This is a genomic window from Terasakiella sediminum (assembly GCF_033100395.1).
Lineage (GTDB): Bacteria > Pseudomonadota > Alphaproteobacteria > Rhodospirillales > Terasakiellaceae > Terasakiella.
Genome location: NZ_JAWLVJ010000044.1, coordinates 1 through 12,042, shown reverse-complemented (window position 1 = coordinate 12,042; position 12,042 = coordinate 1). Strand labels below are relative to the sequence as shown.

Sequence of the window (12,042 nt, the reverse complement as noted above, 5' to 3'; positions counted from 1 at the left end):
TTAAACGCGTCTGATTTTTTGAGATTCATAAGTTCCTCCTGTTGATCTCAGTCTAACAGAAAGTATCCTCTATTTTATAGGGACGGGACCACCGGAACGCAACCTTTTAACTGTACAGATAGGGGGCAGGTTCAAAAGCCAAAAACACGAACTTTCCGCGTGAACCACTTTATTGGAAAAGGTCAGTTTGCGTGGTGTTCTGATAACTATGCTGCAGGCTTCTTATTGATACATTTTTAATCGCAAACACTTAGAGGCGTTCAATCAATTCAATTTTGTAACCATCCGGGTCACAAATAAAGGCAATCACGGACTTCCCATGTTTCATCGGGCCAGGTTTACGCGTAATCAAAACGCCGGCCATGCGCAATTCATCACAGGTCTTATAGATATCCGGCACCCCAAGGGCAATATGGCCAAATGCATTGCCAAGATCATAGGGTTCGGCTTGCCCCCAATTATGGGTCAATTCTATCACCGTGTTGCCATCTTCGGGACCATAACCAACAAAGGCCAACGTGAATTGACCATCTGGGTAGTCGGTTTTGCGCAATAGTTCCATACCCAGAAATCGGGTGTAGAAATCAATCGACTTGTCCAGATCCCGCACACGGATCATGGTATGCAACATACGAAATTGTGACATAAAAACTTCCTTTTACGTGAAAGAGAGGAAGAGGTATCCCCCCTTCCCCATTTCGTTTTGAAGCGTTACAGACCCGTTTTTGCCATAGCGACAGCCGTATCTGACATGCGGTTTGAGAAGCCCCATTCATTGTCATACCAGGACAAGATACGAACAAAGTTGCCTTCCATCACTGTCGTCTGGGTCAGGTCAAAAGCGGAAGAATGGGCATTATGATTGAAATCAATCGACACCAGTGGTGCATCATAGGCCCCAAGAATACCGTTCAAGCGCCCATTGGCCGCTTCCTTGATCAACTCGTTAATTTCCTCAATCGACGTATTTCTTGATGCTGTAAATGTCAGATCGACCATGGAAACGTTTGGTGTTGGAACGCGAATGGCTGAGCCATCCAATTTACCCAGCAATTCCGGCAGCACCAGGCCAACCGCCTTTGCAGCCCCCGTTGATGTAGGAATAAGGGAAAGAGAGGCCGCACGGGCGCGACGTGGATCAGAATGAAGGGTGTCAACTGTGCGCTGATCCCCGGTATAGGAATGCACGGTCGTCATATAACCTTTTTCAATCCCAATGGCCTGATGCAGAACATCTGCCACCGGAGCCAGACAGTTGGTTGTGCAGGATGCATTTGAAACGATCTTGTGATCATTGGTGAGCACATGATCATTCACCCCATAGACAACCGTCAGATCTACTTCCTTACCGGGTGCAGAAATCAGAACTTTCTTTGCACCGGCATCAATATGTTTCTGCGCCTGATCTTTTGCGACAAAAATACCGGTACATTCATAAACAATATCCACTTCCAAATCGGCCCAGGGCAGGTTTGCCGGGTCCCGTTCAGCCAGGCAGGTGATAACTTTATCATTCACCACAATCGCTTTTTCGGTGGAAGATACGTCTGCAGGCAGGACACCGTGAACGGAGTCATATTTTAACAAATGCGCATTTGATTCAACCGGGCCAAGGTCATTGATCGCGACAACCTCAACATCATCACGACCACTTTCAATCAGGGCACGCAAACAAAGGCGGCCAATACGGCCAAACCCATTAATGGCAACACGAATAGACATGAATTTCTCCTTGTTTTATCTCTTAAAGCATTGAGCGATAAAGCACCTGCGCCTCGCCCTTCTTCAATTCGTGATATTTTCTTTCCTTAAAGAAAATCGCCTCTCGAAAGCTCGGACAAACTCCCGAGAGGCTAGTTGACCTGTGCAATCGAGACCTAGGGAGAGTTCTCTGTCACAGGGAGGCAAAAAAGCCCGAAAATGCTGCTCATTGGGCATAAGAACAAAACATTCCCAGGCCTACCAAATGTGCGCTTAAGCCGAAACTTGGGGGGACAGCACATCTGATAAATTTTAAGAAAGCTCTCCCTGGAACACTCGGGTAGCCATTCCAGGGAGAGGTCCTGCACTCTCATTTTGTAGGGGAGAAAGAGATACAGGTGGGAAACCTGTTGAGATGTGAACCGCATCCATCCTGATTTCCCGGGTAATTGAGCGAAAGGACCAGAAGGGGCAGCATATTGCACCGGATCAACCCCTTCTGGCCTTTCATTCCGATCGTCACGAGACCTATGGCATGGCTATGACGACCGAAATTCTATCTTTATGCCGCTTCTCCTTTCTTAAGAGGGAAAGAGAGAATTTTGGAACTATCCATCGCCAACACACGTTTGTTAAGCGCATCTGCGTGCATCAATCCAGACTGTGTATCCAGACTGGCAGCTACGGCGGATGCGTTGGTCGCAGCCATACTTAGGGCCGTATAGATTGATTGTTTCTGAACAAGACCATTGGCAAGCGTTGCATTAAAGGCGTCACCCGCCCCAATGGTAGATTCCACATCACAAAGGACTGCAGGACGGAAAATAATCGCGCTTTCAAATGCGTAATAGGCCCCTTCCGACCCATTGGTCACGACGAGTGTCGGACAACCAAGTCCCCGTATGGTTTGCACGAAATCAGCAAGGTGAATCTTGGCATTTTTGTCACCCAGGCCATTGCGTAAAAGATCAGGCAAGTCATCACCTGGCGTGTCACCATCGCTTACGTTGACATAACCTTCCGCCAGGGCCGTGGCTTCTTCCTTGTTAATCGCCAGAAGGTCCACATATTTAAGCGCGGATAAGACCTGCTCTTTTCGTTGACGGATTTGTCGGATCCCCGGGTTACAAACCACAAAAGCACCTGCTGTTTTTGCCATTTCAACAATTTTGGGAAACAACTTGGCTGACTGCGCACTCAGGGTCGAAATATAGACAAGATCAATCCCGTCAAACATATCGTCCGACAAATCATGGCGGGAAAGCGTGGTATTAGCCCCACGGTTTACAAAAACCCCGGCATTGCGATCATGGGAAGACACAATGATGGATTTACCCGTCTGGGCATGAGGTTCTTTTTTGACATGCGCGGTATCAATGCCTTCTTCAATCAGGCGACCAAGCACACGATTGGCATCCTGATCCTGCCCCAGTTTCAGTGTTGCAGAAACATCTGCGCCAAGACGTGCCAGGGCAACAGCTGCGTTACACGCCCCACCGCCGATTTGCGTTTCAATGCGCGAAGCTTCAACCTTTTTGCCCTGTTCCATCATCAAATAGGAATTGGTCGCGTTTTTAAGCGAGATACATTCGATATCAGCAGGGTCGATTGACGTAATCACATCAATTGTTGCGCCCCCGATTACCATTGCTTTCATCAGGCTTCTCCATGTTCCGGGTTTGAAACATCACGTGAGAGATATTTATTCCAGTTGCCCAGACGATCATCAAACCGATGATCCATCAGGCGGGCAAAACCAGGACTGGTTATTATCAAATCTGCCGTTGCCGTGTTGCAAGCCAGTGGCACGTCATAAAGCGTCGACATGCGCACAAGGGCTTTGACATCAACATCATGGGGCTGTGCGGTCATAGGGTCCTGAAAGAAAATCAAGGCATCCAGACGGCCTTCGCAAATCAGGGCACCCAATTGCTGATCCCCACCAAAGGGGCCTGATTTTAGGGCAGTAATATCCAGTTCAGGGTTCGCTTTTGCCAAAACCCGGGCTGTTGTCCCGGTCGCATAGAGACGATGGGTATGAAGCCCGTCTCTATTTTGCGCAACCCATTCAGCCAACATTGCTTTTGTTGCATCGTGGGCCACCAGACCGACATTGAGAGGACGCGTAATCATGATATCCCCCCCACCTCGGCAATACGCAGGATATTGGTTGTACCCGCATTCCCGAAAGGAACACCTGCTGTAATGACGACGGTTTCCCCCTGTTTAACGATCCCTTTGTTCAAGGTCACATTCAGGGCGGTTTTAACCATTTCACGCATATCAGGGGCGTCTGCACAGATGATGGAACGCACCCCCCACACCAGACACAAACTACGCGCCACATGAATATCTGAAGTCAAGGCTGAGATTGGAACCTTCGGTCGTTCCCGCGCCGCACGCATGGCTGTTTTACCGGATGTGGAATAACAGATCACGGATGCCGCCTGCATGGTTGCTGCCACCTGGCGTGCCGCCGCACTAATCGCATCGGTGTTAGTATTTTCACTTAAATTACGTGAAGCTTCCATCAGCGATCGATACAGTGGATCGCGTTCAACCTCTGTAATGACGCGTGACATCATGGAGACAGCTTCCACCGGATAACTGCCAGCTGCTGTTTCCGCCGATAGCATCACCGCATCTGCCCCATCATAAATGGCTGAAGCAACATCAGAGGCTTCCGCACGTGTTGGAACGGGCGCATCAATCATGGTTTCCAGCATTTGTGTCGCCACAATAACCGGACGCCCAAGATTACGGGCCGTTGATAAAATTTTCTTCTGGATTGGCGGGACTTTCTCCGGTGGCAATTCAACACCCAGATCGCCCCGGGCAACCATCACCGCATCGGTTTGTTCTACGATCTCAGTCAAGCGGTTCAGGGCTGTCGGCTTTTCAATCTTCGCGATGATCTGCACACGTGGGCCGACCAATTCGCGCAGTTCCAGCAAATCTTCAGGGCGTTGAACAAAAGATAAAGCAACCGATGTGATCCCCATTGCCAGGCCGATTTCCAGGTCTTTGCGATCCTTTTCAGTTAGGGCGGACACCTGAATTTCAGCATCCGGTAAATTCACGCCTTTACGATCTGACAAAGTCCCACCGACCAGTGTCACAGTCTGAATTTCCGTCGGTGAAACGGAAACCACTTTGAAAACCATACGGCCGTCGTTCAAAAGCAGGCGGTCCCCAGCCTGCAATGCTTCAAATATTTCTGGATGCGGCAGGCAGACACGATTTTCGTCTCCGCCAGCAGCCAACAGGTCAAAGACAAATTCATCGCCTTTTTCCAACCTGACTTCACCCTTCTGAAAAGTGCCAATCCGAAATTTGGGGCCTTGCAAATCCATGAACAGACCGATGGGATGCCCTGTTTCATCCTCAATCGCGCGCACGGCTTCCAGACGTTCCTGATGGTCTGCGACCTCACCATGAGAAAAATTCAGACGAAACACATTTGCACCAGCATCAACGAGTTTTCGAATATCTTCACGCGTTGCGGAAGACGGTCCCAATGTTGCAACGATTTTGGCTTTTCGCTTGTTATGAGACATTATTTTTCTCCTGATTTGGCTCAGTGGTAATGTCATCAAGCACTGAGGTGATTAGTTCCGGTTGGTTAAATTTTAATCTGATGCTATCGTCATCGACCTGAACCAGAGAAACTGAACTCTTGGGCAACCCGCCGTTGATCCGCAGGTTCGAGGCATGCAGATCCACATCAACCTCCCCACGTTTTAGCGACAAGCCCCCTTGGGAGATGTTTTCAGCCTGAAGGTCATAGGTTTGATCATCGACTTTCAGCGAAATGCCTTTCGTGAAGGAAAAACGCTCATCCTTGCGGCGGCAAACGTCTTTGGACGAGGTTCGGACAATACGCACCAACATGGATTGCAACGCCTTCACTTCTGTGCCGACACTGTCAGACAATTCCTTAAACTGTTCTGCCAATGTTTGGTTTTCATTGATTTCAGTCGAGACTTCGGACAAATGCGCGGTCATTTCAGCGGTCGTTGACGTGGTTTGCGCGATATTTTCTGTAATTTCTTTTGTTGCAATGCTCTGTTGCTTAATCGCTTCATCAATGACAGAGGCAACATCGCTCATTTCCTGAATGATTTGGCGAATATCTGAAATCGCATGGGAACTATCTCTGGCAACCTTCTGCACAGATTGCACCTGTTCCGCAATATCATCCGTTGCCTGTGCCGTCTGACTTGCCAGCTTTTTCACTTCACCTGCAACGACTGCAAACCCTTTGCCCGCATCGCCTGCCCGTTCTGCTTCTATTGTCGCATTCAGGGCAAGCAAGTGGGTTTGTTCGGCAACACCTTTAATGATTTCAACAACTTCGCCAATTTGCGCAGCAGATCTATCCAATACCTGAACGGTCTGATCCGTCTGCTGTGATTTTTCAGACGCGCTCAGCGCACATTCATTCTGATGAACGACCTGGCGCTGAATTTCTTCAATTGATGCTGCCAATTCTTCCGCAGCAGAGGCGACCGCTTGGGAATTTTGCAACGATTCATCTGCTGCCTGGGCAACCGTCTTTGCATTGGTGGCCGCACTGACGGCTGCTTCATTCATGTCATAGCTGTAATCAGAAACCGTATTGGTTTGCGTGATCACATTGGAAACCGCGACATCGGTTTCACTTTCCACTTTCTCCGCCATGGAACGAAGCGAGCTTTTGCGCGTTTCAGCAGCTTGTTCTTCAAGACTGGCGCGTTGCTGGCGCAATTCTTCAACACGTTTGCCATTATCGCGGAAAATCTCCACCATCTTGGCCATATTGCCGATTTCATCGCGGGTATTGGTCCCTGGAATTTCAAGGCCGTAATTGCCATCTGCGACAGACTTCATCACGTCACTCAAACGTGTCAAGCGGCGCACAACATTTTGATATACATAGAAGATTGCAATCGTCAGCGTAATGACAATAGCCACACCCGCAACCCCAATTAAGACTGGTTTAATCTTGGAGATCAGAATTTCAACAGACACAATCGATTGTGTTGCATCCCGTTCCACCTGATCCAGCGTCAGATAGGTTTGCTCAGTCAGTTTACGAATGCTATGGGCACTTTGTTCAAGCAACCCCTTCATATTGTCTGAGGCTTGTGCGACACGCTGGGCATGGGCAATGACAGAGGTCTGATCTTTCGCTTTAATCAAAGGGCGAATTTCTTTGAAAGTCCCGTATAATTCAGCGACCTGATCATCATTTGGCCCATCGCGAAGACGACGCGACAAAGCCTTCATTGATTGAGAAAAGCGCCCGGCAACCACCCCGACATCATCAGCTGTTTGCGCATTGTAGAGCGCATCCAGCGCACGCAAGGACGATTGCGACGTCGCCTTGACTGCTTCGGCCCATTTAAGCGTCGCCAGTGGGCCAAATACAAGTTGGTTTAATTCAGAAACCGCACCCGCCGGATCATCCTGACGATCAACGGCCACACTGACCTTTTGAAGCACAATCCCAGAACCACTATGGGCGGTATCAAAATACTTGCCAACCTTCAGTTCAATATCACGAATGGCTTTTTCAACAGTTTCAAAGGTTTTGTTTTTGGCCAGATCAGACAACATGGAAAATTTCTTCAACTCAGCCAGTTCCTGTACGGAATCAACTGAAGAAACGATCAGGCTTTTGAGTTCCTGCTCCCCGTTCTGTCCGCCATAAAGCTTGTCCAGTTCTGCAATATTTTCCTGCGCGGACTTGGCTTGTTCATCAATTTTTGAAACCAGGCCATCAACTGTTTCTTCCGTCGCTGCCCCAAGAATGCTTTTGCCATGTTCTGCAATTGCACTGACACTGCGCACCAATTCCCGCGCAGCAATCATGGCTGGCAAGTCTTTATTTTTAATGCCAGACTGTTCCCGACCGATATCTTGATAGGACCAGATCGCCGTACCAGAGGAAATGACAACCATCATTCCAATGACGACAAACGCAGCCGTTAAACGAATACGAATACTTGAAAGTTTCATGTCATTTCCTCCTAAATTTAGACAAAGTTCACCTGTTCCGGGACAACAGCTGTCACCCGGTCACATGTTCGTATTTTCAATAAAAGGTGCAGATTGCGCGCTTAAGCCTCGCTTACAATCTGCAGGGACTTACATACCCCAGCGCAAAGTCGCTGTATGTACAGGAGCGTCCCAAAGCTCCTTCAATTCCTCATCAAGTTTGACCAACGTGATCGAACATCCCGTCATTTCCAGGGCCGTACAATAATTCCCCACCAAAGAACGTTCGGCTTTCAGGCCACGTTTTGCCAGTTCACGCGCGGCTGCATCATACATGCCATAAAGTTCCAGCAATGGTGTGCCGCCCATACCGTTGATCATCAACAAAACCTCGTCGTCACGGCTGACATCAACAGAGTCAACAATCGCTTCGATCATTTCAGCCGCCAGCGCATCCGCAGACATCATGGACACACGCTTTCGTCCAGACTCCCCATGGATACCAACGCCGACCTCAATCTCATCTTCACCCAGATCAAATGTTGGTTTGCCGGCTGCTGGAACGGTACAGCTGGACAGGGCCACGCCCATGGAACCTGCCTGTTTTAAAATACGCTCGCCTAGGTCTTTACATTCCTGCAGGGAAGCGCCATTTTCAGCCGCAGCGCCCAACATCTTTTCAACAATTACCGTTGCGGCAACACCACGGCGGCCCTGACTGTGTGTGGAACTTTCAACAGCCACATCATCATTGGTCAAAACGGTTTCAGACTCACCATCCAGAAACTCGCCCGCCATTTCAAAGTTCATGATATCGCCAGCGTAGTTTTTCACGATAAAAAGAACCCCGGCACCACCATCAACAGCTTCAGCTGCTGCCATCATCTGATCGGGCGTAGGTGAGGTAAAGACCTGACCAGGACAGGCCGCATCAAGCATGCCATAGCCGACAAAGCCGGAATGCATGGGTTCATGACCAGAACCACCACCGGAAATCAAAGCGACTTTACCTTCTTTAATGCCACCTTTGCGTTTTAAAAAAGTCGGCTCAAACTCAGCTTCCACGATATCAGAATGGGCCAACGCAAAACCACGCAGACTTTCTGTCAAAACATCATCTACCGCGTTCATCAGTTTTTTCATTGTCTTCTTCCCTGTCGGGCCTTTCGTCTAGGTCCGAGTATGCCTGGCCAATGCGATGGCTCTTTCTGCAAACTCAGTAATCATTTTTTCCAGTTCCTGCTGAACAGGAACACTCAGGTCTTTTGGAATTTCGATCTGAACCACCTTGCCATTTTTTGGCAGTTCCTCGATGTCATCCAGTTGTTCTGGATGCGCCTTTTGATAGGCTTCCATAAATGCTGCTTTTTCGCCGTCTGAAAGATGAAGAACACGAAAAAGTGCCGGTATATGTTGTGAGGGCAGCGGAACGTTATAGGCAGGGTTACAAACCTGCGAAATAAAGCTCTTGTGCGTCCCAAAGGCTTCAGCCAGCTTAATCCGGGTACCGGAAGGGCGAAGCTCCAGATAACTTTTGATCAGGGTCTTATAGTCTGCAATTGCCGCATCTACTTTTTGATTTATTTTTGACATGGACTTATTCCCCTTTGCCCAATTTAACTTTGGTAATCGCATGTTTGACCGCACCGATTTGGGCAGAGGCGCAGCTGAAAGAACGAATACCCTGTTTCAATAGTTTCTCGATAAATTCCGGAGATGACGCCATATCGCCGCAAATACTGACCGGAATATTTTTTTGTTTCCCCGCTTCAACAATCAGGCTCACCAGCTGCCACACCGCATCAAGGGCGCGTTCACTTAATTGAACCATATTGATATTATCACGCGAACAGGCTGTCACATATTGGGTCAAATCGTTTGATCCAATGGAAAAGAAATCTGCATCAAAGGCCGCAACCGTCAAAGCTGTTGCCGGAATTTCAACCATAATCCCAATTGGCGGGATCGTGCATTCCACACCTTTTGCCTGAAGCTTGGTGACTTCCTCGACAAAGAGTTTTCGTACCTCATCCAGTTCCGACGGTACCGTCACCATCGGCAGAAGAACACGTAGATCCCCCAGTGCTGCCGCCCGGATCAGGGCACGAACCTGAATTCTGAAAATATCCTGCTTCAACAGCAACAGACGGATACCGCGCACACCCAGAAACGGATTTTCCTCATCCAGTGTGATGCCCGGGATTGGCTTGTCGCCACCCGCATCCAATGTGCGGATCGTTACAGGTTTATCGCCCGCCCATTCGATCAGTTTGGCGTAAAAGGCATACTGACTTTCTTCGTCATGAAGCGCATCGGCAAACAAAAATTCCGTCCGCGTCAAGCCAATCCCGTCGCAGCTCTCCGCGCTTAGATGACCGAGGGTTAAGGGCGTATCGATATTGACTAGAACATCAATCTCAGTTCCGTCCTTTGTCTTCGCCTTGGTAAGTTCTTTATCTTTGTATTTTTGTATTTTTGCCTGATGGGCTTTCAGATGCTCACACGCAAGATCCAGTTTTTCACGGCTTGGATTAACCACCAACGTGCCATCTTCCAGATCCAGGATCGCTTTTCCTTCGCTTCCTGTTTCCGTAAAGCTTGTGGTGCCAATCATCAACGGCACACCCCAGGCACGTGCGAGGATAGAAACATGACTTGTCGGGCTGCCATTCCCAATCACCAGACCATGTCCCAAGGACCAATCAATGGAAATAAATTGGGACGGCGTCATTTCTTTCGCAAAAATAAGGGTCTGTTTTTTAAATGTCTGATCCGTTGCAGATTTTCCATAGGCAATCCGCAGAACACGATCACGCAGATCAATTAAATCATCTGCTCTGGATGCCAACAGCTTGTCATCCATCATTTTGTAACTGGCAATCTCGCAATTCAAAACAGTTTTCCAGGCGACATCTGCCGCTTGCCCCTTGGACAGAGCATCTGCCAGCATTTTTTGAATTTCTTCGTCATCAAGCAAAGCCTGCTGAAATTCCAGAATGTCACCTGCGATATCATCGGTATCGGAAACCAGCGCCGCGATTTCCGCCTTGGCAAGCGCGATGGCCTGATCCAGCGGCACAACCAACGTACCGTTTTCCAAATCCGTCTCCAACACATGCAAAGGTGCGATCACAATGCCTGTCGTGACGGGTCTACCGAGATATGTTCTTTCAACTGTCATCGTTAACTATCAAAATTGCTTCGAATTAAAGTAACCAGAGCATTAAGTGCCTGATCGGCATCTTCGCCCTTGGCGCGGATTTTAATATTCTGACCATTTCCAGCTTTCATCTTCATGACAGAATTGGTCGATTTTGCATTGATCCAAATTTCTTCATCTGCGAGCGACAGCTCAATTGACGATTCATATTTATTCGCCAGTTTGGTCAGCTTTACAGCCGGTCGCGCATGAAGACCTAGCGGGTCCTTAATCGGTGCTTCTTCCTGCACCCATTCAACACTTGAACTTGTTTGAATCATTAGAGATAGCCCTCTGCTGTTTCACAAACTTTTTCCAATGACGAACCGTTACTCGCTTCTGTCGCGGCCATGACAGCACCTTCTACAAGGGGTGCATTACAAATTCTGATCTTTTCTGCCTGTTCATCTGACAGCATTTCAATTGCCATTTCGCTATTTAGTTCTGATCCTCCAAGGTCAACCAGAATAACGACGCCCTTATCCGAATAAACAGATTTAATCGCGTCCATGATCAAACCGACATCACTGCCCAGATGACCGTCCTTATTTCCCCCGGTATAGGCAACCTGAACATCATCACCGACCATTTGGCGAACCATTTCGGAAGTGCCGCGAGAGACTTCCAAAGAGTGAGAAGCTGGTAAAATTCTGGTGATGAGTATCGGTGGTGCGTCAGGGCCTCTGTTTGGATCAATGTTAATGGCAATGGGTGAAGCTTGTGCCAATGATAAAGTCGATAAAGAAAGCCTGATACAGATGTTGGAGGCAGGTGTTGAAGCGGTGAAAAAACGCGGCAAATCAGATGTGGGTGATAAAACCATGATTGATGTGCTGGCACCTGTCGCCGAGACTGTAAAGCGTGAAGGTTCTATAGAAGCTGTAAAAAAAGCAGCCCTTGAGGCAACACAAAAAACAAAAAATATGAAAGCCAACAAAGGGCGGGCGGCTTTTCTGGGTGAACGATCCATTGGACATATAGACCCGGGTGCACGATCCAGTGCACTTCTGATTTTGGCAACTTGTGAAGTAATGGAAAATAGTGATGACTAACGTATCAATTGTAATTGTTTCTCAGAGTCTGACTCGAAACTTCACTTTTTAAAACAGTATCTTGCCAGCCGTCTCGTCATCATTCTAATTGAGGATACCAGTATCCATGCT

12 protein-coding genes are annotated in these 12,042 nt (G+C 48.4%); 1 reads left to right on the top strand and 11 read right to left on the bottom strand.

What is annotated here, in order from left to right:
- Positions 1-250: 250 nt before the first annotated feature.
- From gloA to dhaM, 11 genes are all read right to left on the bottom strand, one after another.
- Positions 251-646, bottom strand: coding sequence for a lactoylglutathione lyase (gloA, locus tag RYZ26_RS19355; RefSeq protein WP_317684903.1), 396 nt, complete (start codon positions 644-646; stop codon positions 251-253).
- 65 nt (positions 647-711) lie between these two features.
- A complete protein-coding gene (gap, locus tag RYZ26_RS19350; protein WP_317684902.1) occupies positions 712-1,722 on the bottom strand; it encodes a type I glyceraldehyde-3-phosphate dehydrogenase in 1,011 nt (336 codons plus the stop codon).
- A 541-nt stretch (positions 1,723-2,263) separates the two neighbouring features.
- Positions 2,264-3,358: a carbohydrate kinase family protein gene (locus RYZ26_RS19345; protein ID WP_317684901.1), complete on the bottom strand. Its 1,095-nt coding sequence runs from the start codon at positions 3,356-3,358 to the stop codon at positions 2,264-2,266.
- Complete coding sequence (locus RYZ26_RS19340; RefSeq protein ID WP_317684900.1) at positions 3,358-3,834, bottom strand: methylglyoxal synthase; 477 nt, start codon at positions 3,832-3,834, stop codon at positions 3,358-3,360. The genes RYZ26_RS19345 and RYZ26_RS19340 overlap by 1 nt, the downstream gene beginning before the upstream one ends.
- The gene (gene pyk / locus RYZ26_RS19335; RefSeq protein ID WP_317684899.1) at positions 3,831-5,258 is read right to left on the bottom strand and encodes a pyruvate kinase; all 1,428 of its coding nucleotides are present in this window, start codon (positions 5,256-5,258) and stop codon (positions 3,831-3,833) included. The genes RYZ26_RS19340 and pyk overlap by 4 nt, the downstream gene beginning before the upstream one ends.
- Complete coding sequence (locus RYZ26_RS19330; protein ID WP_317684898.1) at positions 5,248-7,701, bottom strand: methyl-accepting chemotaxis protein; 2,454 nt, start codon at positions 7,699-7,701, stop codon at positions 5,248-5,250. The genes pyk and RYZ26_RS19330 overlap by 11 nt, the downstream gene beginning before the upstream one ends.
- Before the next feature lie 129 nt (positions 7,702-7,830).
- On the bottom strand, positions 7,831-8,823 hold the full coding sequence (dhaK, locus tag RYZ26_RS19325; RefSeq protein ID WP_317684897.1) for a dihydroxyacetone kinase subunit DhaK: 993 nt from the start codon (positions 8,821-8,823) through the stop codon (positions 7,831-7,833).
- A gap of 27 nt (positions 8,824-8,850) precedes the next feature.
- Entirely contained in the window at positions 8,851-9,273 is a 423-nt protein-coding gene (locus RYZ26_RS19320) for a hypothetical protein (protein WP_317684896.1), read from the bottom strand.
- 4 nt (positions 9,274-9,277) lie between these two features.
- Positions 9,278-10,861, bottom strand: coding sequence for a phosphoenolpyruvate--protein phosphotransferase (gene ptsP / locus RYZ26_RS19315; RefSeq protein ID WP_317684895.1), 1,584 nt, complete (start codon positions 10,859-10,861; stop codon positions 9,278-9,280).
- Between the two features lie 2 nt (positions 10,862-10,863).
- Positions 10,864-11,160, bottom strand: a complete 297-nt coding sequence (locus tag RYZ26_RS19310) for an HPr family phosphocarrier protein (protein ID WP_317684894.1) — start codon at positions 11,158-11,160, stop codon at positions 10,864-10,866.
- The gene (dhaM, locus tag RYZ26_RS19305) at positions 11,160-11,606 is read right to left on the bottom strand and encodes a dihydroxyacetone kinase phosphoryl donor subunit DhaM (RefSeq protein ID WP_317684893.1); all 447 of its coding nucleotides are present in this window, start codon (positions 11,604-11,606) and stop codon (positions 11,160-11,162) included. The genes RYZ26_RS19310 and dhaM overlap by 1 nt, the downstream gene beginning before the upstream one ends.
- Between dhaM and dhaL the strand changes: the two genes are divergently transcribed.
- The gene (dhaL, locus tag RYZ26_RS19300) at positions 11,527-11,931 is read left to right on the top strand and encodes a dihydroxyacetone kinase subunit DhaL (protein WP_317684904.1); all 405 of its coding nucleotides are present in this window, start codon (positions 11,527-11,529) and stop codon (positions 11,929-11,931) included. The two genes, dhaM and dhaL, sit on opposite strands and share 80 nt — an antisense overlap.
- The last annotated feature ends 111 nt before the right edge of the window (positions 11,932-12,042 follow it).